Source organism: Streptomyces sp. NPDC050546 (assembly GCF_044457425.1).
Classification (GTDB): domain Bacteria; phylum Actinomycetota; class Actinomycetes; order Streptomycetales; family Streptomycetaceae; genus Streptomyces.
In genome coordinates this window covers 217,656-234,194 of sequence record NZ_JBITGX010000009.1, presented here as the reverse complement: position 1 = coordinate 234,194, position 16,539 = coordinate 217,656, and the positions used below count along the sequence as shown (strand labels likewise).

16 protein-coding genes are annotated in these 16,539 nt (G+C 68.6%); 7 read left to right on the top strand and 9 right to left on the bottom strand.

Annotated features, from left to right (window positions below; translation table 11 throughout):
- Window positions 1-154: 154 nt before the first annotated feature.
- The gene (gene crgA, locus ACIBK5_RS23595) at window positions 155-409 is read right to left on the bottom strand and encodes a cell division protein CrgA (RefSeq protein ID WP_399022117.1); all 255 of its coding nucleotides are present in this window, start codon (window positions 407-409) and stop codon (window positions 155-157) included.
- A gap of 139 nt (window positions 410-548) precedes the next feature.
- On the opposite strand from crgA, the gene ACIBK5_RS23590 reads away from it, so the two are divergent.
- Genes ACIBK5_RS23590 through ACIBK5_RS23565 form a run of 6 tightly spaced genes read left to right on the top strand, consistent with a single transcriptional unit; the run spans window position 549 to window position 4,835 of the window.
- Window positions 549-1,331 carry a DUF881 domain-containing protein gene (locus ACIBK5_RS23590; protein WP_399022115.1) on the top strand — a complete coding sequence of 261 codons (783 nt, stop codon included), beginning with the start codon at window positions 549-551 and terminating at the stop codon, window positions 1,329-1,331.
- A 20-nt stretch (window positions 1,332-1,351) separates the two neighbouring features.
- On the top strand, window positions 1,352-2,026 hold the full coding sequence (locus tag ACIBK5_RS23585) for a class E sortase (RefSeq protein WP_399022113.1): 675 nt from the start codon (window positions 1,352-1,354) through the stop codon (window positions 2,024-2,026).
- A 17-nt stretch (window positions 2,027-2,043) separates the two neighbouring features.
- Complete coding sequence (locus tag ACIBK5_RS23580; protein WP_189727378.1) at window positions 2,044-2,241, top strand: hypothetical protein; 198 nt, start codon at window positions 2,044-2,046, stop codon at window positions 2,239-2,241.
- The gene (locus tag ACIBK5_RS23575) at window positions 2,238-2,876 is read left to right on the top strand and encodes an aminodeoxychorismate/anthranilate synthase component II (protein ID WP_399022111.1); all 639 of its coding nucleotides are present in this window, start codon (window positions 2,238-2,240) and stop codon (window positions 2,874-2,876) included. The genes ACIBK5_RS23580 and ACIBK5_RS23575 overlap by 4 nt, the downstream gene beginning before the upstream one ends.
- A complete protein-coding gene (locus ACIBK5_RS23570) occupies window positions 2,873-4,069 on the top strand; it encodes a class E sortase (protein WP_399022109.1) in 1,197 nt (398 codons plus the stop codon). Before ACIBK5_RS23575 ends, ACIBK5_RS23570 begins: the two co-directional genes overlap by 4 nt.
- Before the next feature lie 13 nt (window positions 4,070-4,082).
- Window positions 4,083-4,835, top strand: coding sequence for a class E sortase (locus tag ACIBK5_RS23565; RefSeq protein WP_399022108.1), 753 nt, complete (start codon window positions 4,083-4,085; stop codon window positions 4,833-4,835).
- Between the two features lie 100 nt (window positions 4,836-4,935).
- Here ACIBK5_RS23565 and ACIBK5_RS23560 read toward each other — a convergent pair whose 3' ends face one another.
- Together ACIBK5_RS23560 and ACIBK5_RS23555 are read right to left on the bottom strand one after the other, a co-directional pair.
- Window positions 4,936-5,967, bottom strand: a complete 1,032-nt coding sequence (locus ACIBK5_RS23560; protein ID WP_399022106.1) for a restriction endonuclease — start codon at window positions 5,965-5,967, stop codon at window positions 4,936-4,938.
- 126 nt (window positions 5,968-6,093) lie between these two features.
- Window positions 6,094-6,651: a TetR/AcrR family transcriptional regulator gene (locus tag ACIBK5_RS23555; protein ID WP_399022104.1), complete on the bottom strand. Its 558-nt coding sequence runs from the start codon at window positions 6,649-6,651 to the stop codon at window positions 6,094-6,096.
- An 86-nt stretch (window positions 6,652-6,737) separates the two neighbouring features.
- On the opposite strand from ACIBK5_RS23555, the gene ACIBK5_RS23550 reads away from it, so the two are divergent.
- Entirely contained in the window at window positions 6,738-7,808 is a 1,071-nt protein-coding gene (locus tag ACIBK5_RS23550) for an FAD-dependent monooxygenase (RefSeq protein WP_399022102.1), read from the top strand.
- Window positions 7,809-7,879: 71 nt separating this feature from the next.
- On the opposite strand, the gene pknB is transcribed toward ACIBK5_RS23550, so the two are convergent.
- The 6 genes from pknB to ACIBK5_RS23520 form a co-directional block, all read right to left on the bottom strand.
- Window positions 7,880-9,892 (bottom strand): Stk1 family PASTA domain-containing Ser/Thr kinase, encoded by a 2,013-nt coding sequence (pknB, locus tag ACIBK5_RS23545; RefSeq protein ID WP_399022101.1) that lies wholly within the window; start codon window positions 9,890-9,892, stop codon window positions 7,880-7,882.
- Window positions 9,893-10,061: 169 nt separating this feature from the next.
- Window positions 10,062-11,540, bottom strand: coding sequence for a peptidoglycan D,D-transpeptidase FtsI family protein (locus ACIBK5_RS23540; RefSeq protein WP_399022100.1), 1,479 nt, complete (start codon window positions 11,538-11,540; stop codon window positions 10,062-10,064).
- Window positions 11,537-12,994, bottom strand: a complete 1,458-nt coding sequence (locus tag ACIBK5_RS23535) for an FtsW/RodA/SpoVE family cell cycle protein (RefSeq protein WP_399022098.1) — start codon at window positions 12,992-12,994, stop codon at window positions 11,537-11,539. Before ACIBK5_RS23535 ends, ACIBK5_RS23540 begins: the two co-directional genes overlap by 4 nt.
- 27 nt (window positions 12,995-13,021) lie before the next feature.
- Window positions 13,022-14,575, bottom strand: coding sequence for a Stp1/IreP family PP2C-type Ser/Thr phosphatase (locus ACIBK5_RS23530; protein ID WP_399022096.1), 1,554 nt, complete (start codon window positions 14,573-14,575; stop codon window positions 13,022-13,024).
- Between the two features lie 138 nt (window positions 14,576-14,713).
- Window positions 14,714-15,226, bottom strand: a complete 513-nt coding sequence (locus tag ACIBK5_RS23525) for an FHA domain-containing protein (protein WP_215120271.1) — start codon at window positions 15,224-15,226, stop codon at window positions 14,714-14,716.
- A 10-nt stretch (window positions 15,227-15,236) separates the two neighbouring features.
- Complete coding sequence (locus ACIBK5_RS23520) at window positions 15,237-16,115, bottom strand: FhaA domain-containing protein (protein ID WP_399022093.1); 879 nt, start codon at window positions 16,113-16,115, stop codon at window positions 15,237-15,239.
- Between the last annotated feature and the right edge of the window lie 424 nt (window positions 16,116-16,539).

The following is a 16,539-nucleotide window of genomic DNA, read 5'->3' as shown; positions in this document are numbered from 1 at the left end:
CGAACAAGTTTTCGAGCTGCGGTACTTCCGTCGTACCGGCGTCAACACTCAACGAGTTATCCACAGATCGTCTTTCTTTTCCACCTGTGGATAACCGCTGTGGATAACTCAGCGAACAGCCCTGGGCAGAGCTGCGTTCACCGTCAGGTGACCGCTACTTCCACTGCGTGGAGACACCGAATCCGGCGGCGATGAAGCCGAAGCCCACCACGATGTTCCAGTTGCCCAGCGAGTCGATGGGCAGCGAGCCGTCGGTGACGTAGAAGACGACGATCCAGGCCAGGCCCACGAGGAACATGGCCAGCATGACGGGCGCGACCCAGGAACGGTTGGTCAGCTTGATGGCCGTTGCCTGCTTCGCCGGCGGCGGCGTGTAGTCGGCCTTCTTGCGGATACGTGACTTCGGCACGAGGGTCTCTCCTGTCGATGCGCTGCGTGGCCGCGCAGGGATCTGGGTCTGGCTCGGGGCAGCGTAAGGGGACTCTGAGTGCTCCCCCGGTCGTCCGTTAGCGTAGTGCTTCCGTGGCGCCGAAGGAGATAAGGGTACGTTGAGCAATTCTGCCGACTCCCCCGGGACGGGATCCACCCCTGAGCGCGCGCGCCGCTTCCGGCCCGTGCGTATTCTCACGGCGGCCGTCTTCGCGCTCGCGGGGCTCATCTTCTTCACCAGCTTCAACACCGCCAAGGGCACCAACATCCGTACGGACAGCTCCCTGCTGAAGCTGTCCGACCTCATCCATGAACGCAGCCGTGAGAACGGCGAGCTGGACGAGACCAACGGGGCCCTGCGCAACGACATAGAGGCGCTCGCCGAGCGGGACGACGGCAGTTCCAGGGCGGAGGACCTCAAGCTCTCCGCTCTGGAGCAGCGCGCGGGCACCCAGAGGCTCAAGGGCGACTCGCTGACGGTCACCCTCAATGACGCCCCGCCGGACGCCACCGCCAAGCTCCCCGGCTATCCCGAGCCGCAGCCCGACTTCCTGGTCATCCACCAGCAGGACCTCCAGGCCGTGGTGAACGCGCTGTGGCAGGGCGGGGCCAAGGGCATCAAGGTCATGGACCAGCGGCTGATCTCCACCAGCGCGGTGCGCTGTGTGGGCAACACCCTGATCCTCCAGGGCCGCGTCTACTCACCGCCGTACAAGATCACCGCGGTGGGCGACCCGGGCAAGCTGCAGAGGGCGCTCGCGGCGTCCCCGGCGATCCAGAACTACATGGTCTACGTCAATGTCTACGGGCTCGGCTGGAAAGTCGAGGAGAGCGGGCCGGTGACTCTTCCCGGCTACTCGGGCACAGTGGATCTGCACTACGCGAAGCCCGTGGAGGAGTAGCCAGGCCGGGGGAGCTGCCGGTGCGCGTGATCGTCAGGACCGTCAGCGAACTGTGCGTCACCGTCGGCACCGTGATCGTGCTGTTCGTCGTCTATGTGCTGTTCTGGACCGGCGTGAAGGCCGACCATGTCATGGACGACCAGATCGACCTGCTCCAGAAGGAGTGGTCGAATCCCCGTCCGGCGACCGGCTCCGCCACAGGGCCTTCCAGGCCCGGCCCCTACGCCGCGGGCAAGCCCTTCGCGATCATGCACATCCCGCGTCTTGGTTTCACGTGGAACAAGCCGGTGCTCGAGGGCACCGCGACCGGCACCCTGAAGAAGGGGCTCGGGCACTACGCGGACACCGCCCAGCTGGGGCAGAAGGGGAACTTCGCGGTCGCCGGCCATCGCCGCACCTACGGTGATCCCTTCAAGGACTTTCCCAGGCTGCGGCGCGGCGATGCGGTGGTGCTGACCGACGGCACGACATGGTTCACGTATCGGATCGACAAAGGCCCGTACAAAACAGTGCCCTCGGACATCGAGGTGATCGACCCTGTTCCACGTACTTCCGGGTACACGCGTCCGGGCCGGTATCTGACGCTGACGACGTGCGAACCGGAATGGGGGCACAGTCATCGTCTGATCGTCTGGGCGCACCTGGACTCCACCCAGCCTGTGGAGGCCGGGAAACCCGAGGCGTTGCGCCGTTAGTCTGGTGGCTGTACGGCGTGGGTCTGGTGCCGTGGTACGACGGAAGGGACGGCATGTACGGCTGGGTCTGGCGGCATCTGCCGGGGAACACGTGGGTGAAGGCGCTGATCTCACTCGCCCTGGTCGTGGCCGTGGTCTACGTCCTCTTCCAGTTCGTCTTCCCGTGGGCGGAACCGCTGCTGCCCTTCAACGATGTGACGGTGGACAACCAGTGAGCGCGCGCATCCTCGTAGTCGACAACTACGACAGCTTCGTCTTCAACCTGGTCCAGTACCTGTACCAGCTGGGCGCCGAGTGTGAGGTCCTGCGCAACGACGAGGTGTCGACGGCCCACGCCCAGGACGGCTTCGACGGTGTCCTGCTCTCCCCGGGCCCCGGCACTCCGGAGCATGCGGGCGTCTGCGTCGACATGGTCCGGCACTGCGCCGCCACGGGCGTCCCGGTCTTCGGGGTCTGCCTTGGCATGCAGTCGATGCAGGTGGCGTACGGCGGTGTCGTGGACCGCGCGCCCGAGCTGCTGCACGGCAAGACCTCGCCGGTGGAGCACGCGGGCAAGGGCGTCTTCGCGGGTCTGCCCTCGCCCTTCACGGCGACGCGCTACCACTCGCTGGCCGCCGAGCCCGCCACGGTCCCCGCCGAGCTGGAGGTCACGGCCCGGACCCACGACGGCATAGTCATGGGCCTGAGGCACCGCGAACTGCCGGTTGAGGGCGTGCAGTTCCACCCCGAGTCGGTGCTGACCGAGCACGGGCACCGGATGCTGGCCAACTGGCTGGTGGAGTGCGGCGACCAGGGCGCGGTGGCGAGGTCGGCCGGGCTCGCCCCGGTGGTGGGCAGGGCCACGGCGTGACGGCGCTGCGCCCCGAGCGCGAGTCCGACACCTCGTACGGGCAGCAGTCGTACGGGGCGCAGGGCGCGTTCGAGGACTGGTCGGGCTCGGGGGCGTACGGCGCCTCCCCGCAGCCGGAGCCGCAGCAGAACCCGCAGCCACAGCCGTACATGTCAGAGCCGTATGTGCCGGAGCCCGAGCCGGATCCGTACGCGGCGGCGTACGAGCCGCTCCCCGAGGAGCCGTATCTGCCTCCGGTCGACGAGGAGACGGTGGCGCTGCGGATACCGGATCCGCCGCCGGCGGCGGCCGGTGGCTCCACAGCGGGCTCTCCGGGCTCCTCCGCCCCGCGGCAGGCCGGACCGGCCCACGGCGGCCGGGCGGCCCGCAGAAAGGCCGCCAAGCGCCGTCACGGGCGCCATGGCGGCGCTCCGGACACCCGCTCGGCTCAGGAGGACCAGGCTCAGGAGGGCCCGGCTCGCGAGGGGCGGCGGGCGCCGCTGTCACGGGTCGAGGCGCGGCGGCAGGCGAAGGCGCGCAAGCCGGGTGCGGCGGTCGTCGCCAGCCGGGCGATCGGTGAGGTGTTCATCACGACCGGCGTGCTGATGCTGCTGTTCGTCACCTATCAGCTGTGGTGGACGAACGTGCGGGCGCATGCGCAGGCCGGCAGCGAGGCCAGCAGCCTCCAGGACGACTGGGCGAGCGGCAAGCGCAAGCCGGGGGCCTTCGAGCCGGGGCAGGGCTTCGCCATCCTGCACATCCCGAAACTGGACGTGGTCGTGCCGATCGCCGAGGGCACCAGCAACAAGGGCGTCCTGGACCGGGGCATGGTCGGGCACTACGCGGACGGTGCGCTGAAGACCGCGATGCCGGGCGACAAGAGCGGCAACTTCGGGCTCGCGGGTCACCGCAACACCCATGGAGAACCGTTCCGGTACATCAACAAGCTCACGCCGGGTGATCCGATCGTCGTGGAGACGCAGGACGAGTACTTCGTCTACAAGATGGCGTCGATCCTGCCGGTGACCCCGCCGAGCAACACGAGCGTCCTGAAGCCCGTCCCCACCGGGTCGGGCTTCACCGGGCCCGGCCGTTACATCACGCTGACCACGTGCACGCCGGAGTTCACCAGCAAGTACCGGATGATCGTCTGGGGCAAGATGGTCGAGGAACGGCCGCGCAGCAAGGGCAAGCCGGATGCGCTCGTCAGTTAAGGGCAGATGACCAGTGGCAGCGACCACCGACACGGACCACGAAGAGCACATCGGCGCGCCCGCGTCACGGCCGGCAGCGGCACGCCGCCGGCCCGGCCCGATCGCCATAGCGGTCAGTGTCTTCGGGGAACTCCTCATCACCGCGGGCCTGGTCCTCGGTCTTTTCGTCGCCTACTCGTTGTGGTGGACGAACGTCGTCGCCGACCGCGCGGCCGGCAAGCAGGCCGACAAGGTCCGTGACGACTGGGCCCACGGCCGGGGCGGCCCGGGCGTGCTGGACACCAAGAACGGCATCGGCTTCCTGCACGTGCCCGCGATGAAGAACGGCGAGGTCCTGGTCGAGAAGGGCACGTCGAACAAGATCCTCAACGACGGTGTCGCCGGCTACTACACCGACCCCGTCAAGTCGGCCCTGCCGATGTCGGGCAAGAACGGCAACTTCTCCCTCGCGGCCCATCGCGACGGCCACGGCGCCCGGTTCCACAACATCGACAAGATCAGGAAGGGTGACCCGATCGTCTTCGAGACGAAGGACAAGTGGTACGTCTACAAGGTCTACGACATCCTTCCCGAGACCTCGAAGTACAACGTCAAGGTCCTGTCCAAGGTCCCGAAGGAATCGGGGAAGACCAAGCCGGGCCACTACATCACCCTGACGACCTGCACGCCGGTGTACACGAGCACGTACCGCTTCGTCGTGTGGGGTGAGCTGGAACGGGTCGAGAAGGTGGACGCGGACCGGACTCCGCCGAAGGAACTGGGCTGACTGACCGGTCCCTTTGTGGGCGGTCGGTCGTTGGCATGACGGAGGCCCGAAGCCGCAACCTTGTTTTGCGGCTTCGGGCCTCCTGTCCGCCGTCCGGTGACTACTCCAGGACGCTTGGTGTCGCCCCGGCGCTCCACTCCTCCAGCAGCCCGCGATGTACGGCGGTGATACCGCTCTCGGCCGCGATGTTGAGGGCGTCGCGGGTGAAGGGGCAGGTCGCCACGAACAGGGCCACATCGGAGTCGTGCAGGACCTTGGCAGCTCCGATGAACTTCTGGACGTCGGGGCTGGTGATGGAGAGGTGGGGCGCGAACCTCTTGCACTGGACGACGATGCGCCGCCCGTCGGCCGTGAGCGCGGTGATGTCGATGCCCCGGTCCCTTCCGCCGCCTTGAACCACAACGTTGGTGCAGCCGTCGCGGCGTAGCAGCCCGGCGACGTGTTCCTCGAACTCGCGCCCGTTCATGGCGTCCATTGCGGCCATGACTCCGGCGAGGGGGCGGTCTTCTCGTGGGCCTTCCAGCCGCTGCAGCCGGGCGTTGTGCTGTCGGAGCCGCTTCTCGATGCGCTGTACGCCTGCCCGGAGGGCGATGAGCTCTCGCCGGTGTTCGCCTGAGGTTTCGATGAGGGCGTTGAACATGGGGACGACGGTTGTGCCCAGGATGTGGGTGATGCGCTGGTCGATGCGGTCGTCGAGGGAGGCGGTGTCGGCCGGGGCAGAGTTTTCCACAGGCTGTGTACGTGCCAGGTACTCCGTGTCGAGGAGATACACACGCACCTGACGTGCGACTTCGCTGTCCCGGAGCAGCATGGCGATGTTGAGGACGGCTCGGCGGGAGAAGAGGGCGAGGGAGCGGGTGCGGGACTGGATTCCACTGAGGTTCTTGAAGGACCTCAGTTCTTCGCCGGTCAGCAGGCGGTAGCCGTTGGCTTCCAGCTCGGCTCGATGGTCCTTGACGAGTGACTTGATGGCTTCGAGGCCGACGTCGAAGTACGCCGCCACCATCGCCGTCGTCACATGCATCCCGTCCGGCAGTAGCGACAGTGCCCTGACCCGGTCGAGTACGTCCGTGTGGTCCAGCACGCTGCCGCGCAGGGTCTGCGATTCCAGCAGAGCCGTTTCGTTGATCATGTTCTGCCCTTTGTCTCGTATGGCTGGGCAGAGTCCTGAGCCTCTCCCCCGCAGCTTGAACGAGTCGGGACATATGAAGACACGATCGATGGGCGCACGGCCTTGCGAGTGCGCCTTGGTGGAGTCCTAGCGGTGAAGCAGCGCGCTCAGTACCAGGCGGATGCCCGGCTCCGGATCGAAGTGGTCCTGGGGCAGGGCCACCTGATGGAAGATCATGCCGTCGAGGTAGTCGAACAGGACGCGGCAGTGTTCTCGCGGGGCGGGGGAGCCCAGGGCCGCGAGCCACTGGGACACCCAGTTGATCAAGGAATCCTGTGCGCGGCTCAGTGGCTCGCGGACGTCGGGGCGGGCGAGGCCCTCGAGGATGAGTGCGTAACGCGCGGCGGTGCGGTGGCGGCCCGGGCCGAGGGTGTGGCGGACCATGTGGGTCAGGGCCTCGACGAAGGCCTCGGGGTCCTCTGCGGCCGGTTCGCCCGCGGTGCGTTCCCAGTCCTGGCGGTCCAGTGACTCGAGGTGGGTGACGACGCCGCTGACCAGGCTGTCCCGGCTGCGGAAGTGGTTGGACGTCGTGCCCGCCGGCACGCCTGCGGCGGTGTCGACCGCCTGGTAGGTGAGGCGCCGCAGGCCGCCTTCGGCCAGCACCGCGATGGCCGCGTCCAGTACTTCGTCCCGCCTGCCCGGCATGCGTCCGTCTCCCTCTCTCACGATCTCTCCCGTGGTCTATCACTATGAATATAGTGCTACCACTACAAACATAGTAGCGTGGCGTCATGCCCAAGAAAGCGATCATCGTCGGCGGCGGCATAGGCGGTCTCGCCGCCGCCGTTCACCTCCAGGCAAGCGGCTGGGACGTCGAGGTGCGCGAGCGTGCTCCCGGGCCGCCGGACACCGGCACCTCCGTCGGCCTGTGGCCCGCCGCGTTGGGGGCGCTCGACGAGCTGGGAGTCGGGCAGGCCGCCCGTCGGCAGGCCCGGCCGGCGTCCCGGGGCACCTTCCTGCGGGCCGACGGCCGCCTCATCGGGAACGTGGACTTCGCCGGCCTGCGCCGTCGCACCGGCGACACCGTGCACGTGATCGCACGGCCGGCGCTTTTCACGACCCTCACCGCCGCGCTCGACGACGGCGTCGTGGGCTACGGGGAGGAGGTGACCGATGTGCGTGCCCTCACCGGCTGCTGCGACGTCGTCATCGCGGCGGACGGTCTGCGCAGCAGGGCCCGCACGACCCTCTTCGGCGCAGCGTACGGACCCCGCTACTCGGGAGTCACCGCGTGGCACGGCACCGTGGACCTCGACACCGAGGGCATCAGCGAGACATGGGGCCCACGCGCCCGCTTCGGCGTCACCCCGCGCGCGGGCGGCCACACCAACTGGTTCGCCTGCGCCCCCGTGCCGGAGCGCGTCCCCGTGCCGGGCGGTGACCTCGCGGCCCTGCGAACGCACTTCGGGTCCTGGCACCCCGGTGTGCGACGGGTCCTGGACCGTCTGAGGGACGGGGACATCTCCCGGAACGACCTGTACGACCTGGCCGAGCCGCTCCCCGGTTACGTCAGCGGGCGCATCGCGCTGATCGGCGACGCGGCCCACGCGATGACGCCCGACCTCGGCCGCGGCGCCTGCGAGGCGCTGCTCGACGGTGTCACCGTGGCCCGTGAACTCACGGCCCGGGACCGCGTAGAGGACGCCCTCGCCGCTTACGACGCGGCCCGCCGCCGCCCCACCCAGCGGCTGGCCCGCGCCGCCCGGCTGATGAACCGCGCGGTCCACACCCACCTTCCGGTCGGAGCCGTGCGGAACGCCGCGATGCGGGTCTTCCTCACGGTGGGCCGGCCACCGGCCTGATATGCGACAGGGCCCCGGTGCCCCTCGAAGAGGGGGCCGGGGCCCTGACGTATGTGCGTACGTCCCGGAGGTCAGTCCTCCTCGCGGCCGTTGAGGCCGCCGAAGATGCCGCCGTTGCCGTTGCCGCCGTTGTTGCCGCCTCCGACGCCGACGGTCTGGAGGGTGATCGTCGTGGCCGCCGGGTCGTCGACCTCCTGGTTGCCCTGGGGGTCCTGGCCGGCGACGAGGGCGGTGTCGCTCTGGTCGCTGCCGTTCGCGAACTGGATGTTCGTGAAACCGGCCTGGGCGAGCGTCTGCTTGGCCTGGCCGACCGTCTGGCCGACGACCTGCGGCACGCGCGCCTTCTGCTGTGCCTTCTTGCCGATCTGGATGTTGACCGACGAGTTCTTGTCGACCGAGGAGCCGGCCTGTGGCGTGGTCTGGATGACCTTGCCGACCTGGTTGTCGTCCTGGGTGTCCACCTCGGTGCAGTTGCCGACCAGGTTGTTGGCCGTCATCTGCGCCTTGGCCTGGTCACAGCTCTGGCCGAGGACATCCGGGACGGTGGACTTCGCCTCGGCCTTGGCGATGGTGAGGGTGATCTTGGATCCCTTCTCCACCTCCTGGCCCAGTTCCGGGTCCTGCTCGAGGACGGTGCCGGGCTCCTCGGAGGACTCCTTCGGCTTCGTCTCGACCTGGAACTGGTACTTGTCGCCCTCCAGCGTCGCCCTGGCGTCGTCGATGATGTCGCCGACGACACTCGGCACCGCCACCTTCGGCGCCCCGGTCGACACCACGAGGTTGATGGTGTCGCCCTTCTTGACGTCCACCCCGGCGTCCGGGTCCTGGTCGCAGACGTTGCCCTTGCTCTGGTCCTCGCAGGGCTTGTTGGTGGTGGCCACCTTGAGATCGCTGTTCTTCGCCAGTCTCTTGGCGTCGTTCACCGTCTCGCCGACGAAGTTCGGAGTGGGCACCGTGTCGTTGCCGACCCCGTTGCCGCTGAAGGCCCATCGCCCGATCAGGATCGCGCCCACCAGCACCAGGATGCCCGCCGCCACCAGCAGGATCGTGGAGGTGTTGGACTTGCGCTGCTGCCCCCGGCGCCGGTCGGGGCGGTCGTCGTAGCCGTAGCCGTCGTCCGGGCCCACAGGGGGCATCATCGACGTGGCGCCCGCGCCGGAGTCCGCGCGCAGGGCCGTCGTCGGCTGGTCGTCCGGGTAACCGCCGTAGCCCACCGAGCCCATCGCCGCCGTGGCCGCGACCGGCTGGCCGTCGAGGCAGGCCTCGATGTCGGCGCGCATCTCGTCGGCCGACTGGTAGCGGTAGTCGGGGTCCTTGACGAGGGCCTTCAGCACGATCGCGTCCATCTCGGGCGTGATCTCGGGATCGAAGACCGACGGGGACTGGGGCTCTTCCCGTACGTGCTGGTACGCGACGGCGACCGGGGAGTCGCCCACGAACGGCGGACGGACCGTCAGCAGCTCGTAGAGCAGACAGCCGGTCGAGTAGAGGTCGGAGCGCGCGTCGACCTGCTCGCCCTTCGCCTGCTCCGGGGAGAGGTACTGGGCGGTGCCGATGACGGCAGAGGTCTGGGTCATCGTCATGCCGGAGTCGCCCATGGCGCGGGCGATGCCGAAGTCCATGACCTTGACCTGGCCGTTGCGCGTCAGCATGACGTTGGCCGGCTTGATGTCGCGGTGGACGATGCCGGCTCTGTGCGAGTACTCCAGGGCCTGGAGGATGCCGATGGTCATCTCCAGCGTCCGCTCCGGCAGCAGCTTGCGGCCGGAGTGCAGAAGCTCTCGGAGCGTCGAGCCGTCCACGTACTCCATGACGATGTACGGGATCGACACGTTGTCGATGTAGTCCTCGCCCGTGTCGTAGACCGCGACGATCGCGGGATGGTTGAGCGAGGCGGCCGACTGGGCCTCCCGGCGGAACCGGGCCTGGAAGGAAGGGTCGCGCGCGAGATCAGCGCGCAGCGTCTTCACCGCCACGGTGCGGCCGAGGCGGGTGTCATGCGCGAGGTAGACCTCCGCCATGCCACCACGCCCGAGCACCTGGCCCAGTTCGTACCGGCCGCCGAGGCGACGCGGCTCTTCCATAGCTACCTACCAGCCCTCTCCGTCGGTCCCGACCGGAAATCTTGTACGGTCGGAGGCTGCCGTCCGGGCCTACCGTACCCGGCTCGCTTTGTGTGACCTGGCCAAGCCCGTCAGCCGATACAGGACCGGTATCGCAACGTGCACCGATGTGAAGCAGACGTGAGTGGGGTCACTTCTTGCTGTCGATGACCGCCTCCATCACGTTCCTCGCGATCGGCGCCGCGAGGCCGCCACCGGAGATGTCGTCACGGACGGCGTTGTCGTCCTCGATCACGACTGCCACGGCCACCGGTGCGCCGCCGTCGCTGTCCTTCGCGTAGGAGATGAACCACGCGTAGGGGTTCTCGCTGTTGTCGACACCGTGCTGGGCGGTACCGGTCTTGCCGCCCACCTTGACGCCGTCGATCTTGGCGTTCGAGCCCGTGCCCTTGTCGACGACCGTCTCCATCATCGACTGGAGGATCTGGGCGTTCTCCGAGGACATCGGCTGGCTGTACTCCTCGGGCTCCGTCTGCTCGACGGTGTCGAGGCTCGGCGCCTGGAGCTTGTCCACCATGTACGGCTTCATGAGCTTGCCGTCGTTGGCGACGGCCGAGGCGACCATGGCCATCTGCAGCGGGGTCGCGGCGGTGTTGAACTGGCCGATGGAGGACAGGGCGACCTGCGACGGGTTCATGTCGTCGGAGAAGACCGAGGCGTTGGCGCGGACCGGGGTGAACTGCTCCTCGGCGAAGCCGAACTTCTTCGCCATCGCCAGCATCTTCTCGTTGCCGAGGTCGGAGCCGATCTTGCCGAAGACGGTGTTGCAGGAGTACTGGAGCGCCACGCGCAGAGTGGCGTTCTTGCAGGGGATGTTGCCCTCGTTCTTCAGCGGGGTCGTGGTCCCCGGCATGGTCCACGGCAGCGGCGTCTTGGTGTTCTGGTCCGCCTCCGAGTACAGCCCGTCCTCGAGCGCGGCGGCCGCGGTGAGCACCTTGAAGGTGGAACCGGGCGGGTAGGTCTCGCGCAGGGCCCGGTTGAGCGTCGGGTCGTCGGGGTTGTTCTTCTTCTCCAGCTTCTGCCAGGCCTTGGTGTCCGTGGTCGTGGAGTTGCCCGCGAAGGACGACGGGTCGTACGAGGGGAACGAGGCCAGCGCCAGGATCTTGCCGGTGGACGGCTCCAGCGCCACCACCGAGCCCTTGCCGCCCTGCTTCTTCAGGCCGTTGTACGCGGCCTTCTGCGCGGCGGCGTTCAGGGTCGTGACGACGTTGCCGCCCTGCTGCTTCTTGCCCGTGAGCATGTCGAGGGTGTTGCGGAAGAACAGCCGGTCGTCGTTGCCGGTGAGGATGCCGTCCTCGAGGTTCTCCAGCTGGGTGGCACCGAAGGCCTGCGAGGCGTAGCCGGTGACCGGCGCCCACATCGCGCCGTCCTTGTAGGTGCGCTTGAACTTGAAGTCGCTGCCCGAGGTCTCCTTGGAGCCCGTGATCGGCTTGCCGTCGACGATGATGTCGCCGCGCGGGGAGGCGTAGCGCTCGATCGTGACGCGGCGGTTCTGCTTGTTGGTGCGGAGCTCGTCGGCCATGACGTACTGGATCCAGTTGTCGCGGACGAGGAGCGCGAGGACGAGGAGACCGCAGAAGATCGCGATCCGGCGCAGGGGCTTGTTCATGACGGGCGGACCACCTGGGTCATCTCGGCGTCGGGGTTGCTTGCCGGGGCGGGGGCCGGGCGGCGTGCGGTGTCGCTGATGCGGAGCAGGATGCCGATCAGGGCCCAGTTGGCGATCACGGAGGATCCGCCGTAGGCGACGAACGGCAGCGTCATACCGGTGAGCGGGATGAGGCCCATGACACCGCCGGCCACGACGAAGACCTGGAGGCCGAAGGCGCCGGACAGGCCGATGGCCAGCAGCTTGCCGAACGGGTCGCGTGCCGCGAGTGAGGTGCGCACGCCCCGCTCGATGATCAGGCCGTAGAGCAGCAGGATCGCCATGACACCCGCGAGACCCAGCTCCTCGCCGAAGGTCGCGAGGATGAAGTCGGAGTTGGCGGCGAAGCCGATGAGGTCGGAGTTGCCCTGCCCGAGGCCGGTGCCGAGGGTGCCGCCGGAGCCGAAGGCCCACAGGGCCTGCATGGCCTGCTCGGAGTGGACGATGCCGTCCTGGACGCCGGCCCGGCTGAGCTCGAACTCGCGCATGGGGTTGAGCCAGGCCTGCACACGGGTCTGGATGTGCGGTTCGAAGCTCGCCACACCGACGGCGCCGACCGCGGACATCAGCAGACCGAAGACGATCCAGCTGGTCCGCTCGGTGGCGACGTACAGCATGATGACGAACATCCCGAAGAACAGCAGGGATGTACCGAGGTCGGTCTCGAAGACCAGGATGAGGATCGACATCACCCAGACGACCAGGATCGGGCCCAGGTCGCGGCCACGCGGCAGGTACAGGCCCATGAAGCGGCGGCTGGCCAGGGCCAGGGCGTCCCGCTTGACCATGAGATAGCCGGCGAAGAAGACCGCGAGGGCGATCTTCGCGAACTCACCGGGCTGGAGCGTGCCGAGGCCGGGGATCTTGATCCAGATCTTGGCGCCGTAGACGTTCGCGCCGAGGCCGGGCACGAGCGGAAGGACCAGCAGGAACAGCGCTCCGGCCATGGAGATGTACGTGTAGCGCTGCAGGACCCGGTGGTCCTTGAGGAAGATCACCACGACCGCCAGCAGGGCGACGCCCATCGCGGAGTACAGCAGCTGGCGGGGAGCCGCCTCGACGAACGCTTTGGACGCCTGCAGCTTCTCCGACTGGTCCAGCCGCCAGATGACGACCAGGCCGATGCCGTTCAGCAGCGTGGCCAGTGGCAGCATCAGCGGGTCCGCGTACGGCGCGAACTTCCGGATGACGAGATGCCCGACACCGGCCAGCAGGCCGAGCCCCAGCCCGTAGCTCAGCAGGCCTGCGGGTACCTCGTCGTTGATGGCCAGGCCGACGTTGAGGTAGGCGAAGACCGGGATGACGACGGCGAACACCAGCAGCGCGAGTTCGGTGTTGCGCCGGCTCGGCGCACCGATCGCGCCGATCGTGGACGTGTGGTGCGTCGGCGAGTTCGACGTATTCGTACTGCTCATCGTGTGACAGGGCCTCTCACGGCTTGCCTACTGCTTACCGCACAGCGAGACGACCTTCTGCTCTTCCTCCGAGAGGCTGGGGCCGGGGCTGGGAGTAGGTGCGGTCGTGGACGGGGGCGTGGACTTCTCAGGCGCCGACGGTGAGCCCGACGGGTTCGACGGGTTCGGCGTCGGTGTGGCCTTGGACGTGAAGGAGGCGGGAGTGGTTCCCGTGGTGCCCCCGGCCTCGCCTTCGCCGGTCTTGGCGTTGTTCCGGCTCTCGGCGTCGCGCCGCTGCGCCTCCTTCTTGCACGCGGAGGCCTGCACCGACAGTTCCTGGATCTTCGACTGGGCGTTCTTCAGACCGCCCTCGGCGATGGTCGCCTTGACCAGCTTCTGCTGGTAGGGCGGCAGGTACTTGAGTTCGATCTCGGGGTGGTCCTTCTCGACCTCCGACAGCGACACCCAGGCCAGATCCTGGCTGATGCCCCGGTACAGCGCGACGTGCTCGTCCTCGGCGCCGACGTAGTACTGCGTCTGGGTCCAGCGCCAGCCGCCGTACAGACCGCCGCCGATGACGGCCAGCGCGAGCGCGCCGTAGAAGGATCTCTTCAGCCACCGGCCCTTGCGGCGCGGCTTGACGAAGTCGTCGTCGCCGTAGTCGAGGCCGGTCGCCGGGATGTAGCCGGTGGTGTCGCCGGAGCCGGGCGGGCCGAACTCGCCTCCGCCGCCCTGCCCGTGCCCCTGGCGGCCGAGGCCGGAGGCGCGGCCGGCGGGGGTCTGCATGATGCCGTTGTCGTGCAGCTGGTGCTGGTTCTCGGCGACGGCGCCGACCACGACCGGGGTGTCGGAGAGCTGGCCCGCGAGGGTGTCGCCGGTGTCGAGGTCGAGGACGTCGGCGACGATCACCGTGATGTTGTCCGGGCCGCCGCCGCGCAGCGCCAGCTCGATCAGGTTCTGGACGGTGTCCTGCGGTCCCTGGTAGCTGGCGAGGGTGTCCTCCAGGGTCTGGTGGGACACCACCCCGGACAGGCCGTCGGAGCAGATCAGGTAGCGGTCGCCGGCGCGGACCTCGCGGATGGACAGGTCCGGCTCGACGTGGTCGCCGGAGCCGAGCGCCCGCATCAGCAGTGAGCGCTGCGGGTGGGTCGTCGCCTCTTCCTCGGTGATGCGGCCCTCGTCGACCAGGCGCTGCACCCAGGTGTGGTCCTGCGTGATCTGTGTCAGGACGCCGTCGCGCAGGAGGTAGGCGCGGGAGTCGCCGACGTGCACGAGGCCGAGGCGCTGGCCCGTCCAGAGCAGGGCGGTCAGGGTGGTCCCCATGCCCTCCAGCTGGGGGTCCTCCTCGACCATGGAGCGCAGCTGGTCGTTGGCGCGCTGTACGGCGGTGCCGAGCGAGGTGAGGACGTCGGAGCCGGGGACGTCGTCGTCGAGCGCGACGATGGTGGAGATCGCCTCGGAGGAGGCGACCTCACCGGCCGCGGCGCCGCCCATGCCGTCGGCGATGGCGAGCAGGCGCGGGCCGGCGTACCCGGAGTCCTCGTTGCCCTCCCGGATCATCCCCTTGTGCGATCCGGCGGCGAAGCGCAGTGACAGACTCATGCGCACCTCGCCTGTCGGCTCCGGGTACAGCCGGTCGTGTCGAGCCACACTGCCCACCCTCCGGTCGGGAGCGCGCGGGGGCCAGGGGGGCCCGCCACCGCGTGCTCGCTCCGCTCGCGCTCATTCATTGGTGTAGCACTACTTCCGCAGCTCGATGACGGTCTTGCCGATGCGGATCGGCGCGCCCAGCGCAATCGGTGTGGGAGTCGTCAGCCGGTTCCGGTCCAGGTACGTGCCGTTGGTGGAGCCGAGGTCCTCGACGATCCACTGGCCGTCGCGGTCCGGGTAGATCCTGGCATGACGGCTGGACGCGTAGTCGTCGTCCAGCACGATCGTCGAGTCGTGCGCCCGGCCCAGGCTGATGGTCTGGCCCTGGAGCGCGACCGTCGTGCCGGTGAGGGTGCCCTCGGTCACGACCAGCTTGGTGGGGGCGTTACGGCCGCGCCGTCCGCCGGCGGACTGCTGGCGCTGCTGCGGCGGCGCCTGGCGGGCGGCGGCCTGCTGCTGCCGGCCTGCCTCGCGGCGCGATCCGCGCTGCGTGACACGCGTACCGAACAGATCGCTGCGGATGACCTGCACGGCCACGATCACGAACAGCCACAGTACGGCCAGGAAACCCAGCCGCATGACCGTGAGGGTCAGCTCTGACATTGCCCCCGCTTCACCCTTCGGCTTGCCGGTAAATGATGGTGGTGCTGCCCACGACGATCCGCGAGCCGTCGCGGAGCGTAGCGCGGGTGGTGTGCTGCCCGTCCACCACGATGCCGTTGGTGGATCCGAGATCCTGGATCGTCGAGGGCGTTCCGGTCCGGATCTCGCAGTGCCGACGGGAGACGCCGGGGTCGTCGATCCGCACGTCGGCTTCGGTGCTGCGGCCCATCACCAGCGTGGCGCGGGAGATCTGGTGGCGGGTGCCGTTGATCTCGATCCAGTGGCGGGTGCGTCCGCCGGAGGCCGGGGCGGCGGGAGGCCGCTGGCCGCTCGCGGGCTGCGGGTAGCCGTACCCGCCGCCGGGGCGGCCGCCGGGCGGTGGCGCGGACGGCATGGGCGGTGCGCCCGCGGGCGCACCGGCGGCCGGCGGGTAGCCGTAGCCACCGCCGCCGCGTCCGCCCTGCGGGGCGGCGGGCGCCGCGGCGCCGCCTCCCGGGCCGTCCTGCTGGCTGCTGGAGGAGGCGAGCGTACGGCTGCGCACCCGGTACAGGCCGGTGTCGAGGTCGTCCGCCTTCTCCAGATGGACCTTGATCGGGCCCATGAAGGTGTAGCGCTGCTGCTTGGCGTAGTCGCGCACCATGCCGGCGAGCTCGTCGCCGAGCTGGCCGGAGTAGGGGCTGAGCCGCTCGAAGTCCGGCGTGCTCAGCTCGACGATGAAGTCGTTGGGCACGACCGTCCGGTCGCGGTTCCAGATGGTGGCGTTGTTGTCGCACTCGCGCTGGAGCGCTCCCGCGATCTCCACGGGCTGGACCTCGGACTTGAACACCTTGGCAAAGGTGCCGTTGACCAGACCTTCGAGACGTTGCTCGAACTTCTTCAGGACTCCCATGGGGCACCTCCTCCTCGGCTGCCGTCCTGTGTACTGCCCTGCGGGCCACTTGCCTGGTACTGCTTACTGATCGTATCCACGCGCCGGTCGATCGGCTGGTTCCCCCTGTCGGCCAGGCCGACGGGTGTCGACGCATGACGAAGTTCCCTGTGGAGCTCGTCTTCGAACTCCTCCGGTGGCACTGCTGCGCGTCACCGCCTCGCGTACCCCTGCCAAGGATCGTAGAGGCGGCCATGGACCAGTGTCCCGCACCCGGCTGTGGAGCCGGACCGCCTCCTGGGGAGACAAGGGGTACCGGTACGAGGTTGATACGTGAAGCAGTGCGTGTTGATACGTGGCCAGGGCATCGAAGGTTCGGAGGCGGGTCTGCCTGCGGGGAGAAGGGATGTGAACCCACCCCGTCCTGCGTGCTAATGTTCTGGGT

Coding starts and splice junctions, on each gene's coding strand:
- ACIBK5_RS23560 (WP_399022106.1), bottom strand. CDS start 5,967: ATGATCAACGAAACGGCTCTGCTGGAATCGCAGACCCTGCGCGGCAGC.
- ACIBK5_RS23555 (WP_399022104.1), bottom strand. CDS start 6,651: ATGCCGGGCAGGCGGGACGAAGTACTGGACGCGGCCATCGCGGTGCTG.
- ACIBK5_RS23550 (WP_399022102.1), top strand. CDS start 6,738: ATGCCCAAGAAAGCGATCATCGTCGGCGGCGGCATAGGCGGTCTCGCC.
- pknB (WP_399022101.1), bottom strand. CDS start 9,892: ATGGAAGAGCCGCGTCGCCTCGGCGGCCGGTACGAACTGGGCCAGGTG.
- ACIBK5_RS23540 (WP_399022100.1), bottom strand. CDS start 11,540: ATGAACAAGCCCCTGCGCCGGATCGCGATCTTCTGCGGTCTCCTCGTC.
- ACIBK5_RS23535 (WP_399022098.1), bottom strand. CDS start 12,994: ATGAGCAGTACGAATACGTCGAACTCGCCGACGCACCACACGTCCACG.
- ACIBK5_RS23530 (WP_399022096.1), bottom strand. CDS start 14,575: ATGAGTCTGTCACTGCGCTTCGCCGCCGGATCGCACAAGGGGATGATC.
- ACIBK5_RS23525 (WP_215120271.1), bottom strand. CDS start 15,226: ATGTCAGAGCTGACCCTCACGGTCATGCGGCTGGGTTTCCTGGCCGTA.
- ACIBK5_RS23520 (WP_399022093.1), bottom strand. CDS start 16,115: ATGGGAGTCCTGAAGAAGTTCGAGCAACGTCTCGAAGGTCTGGTCAAC.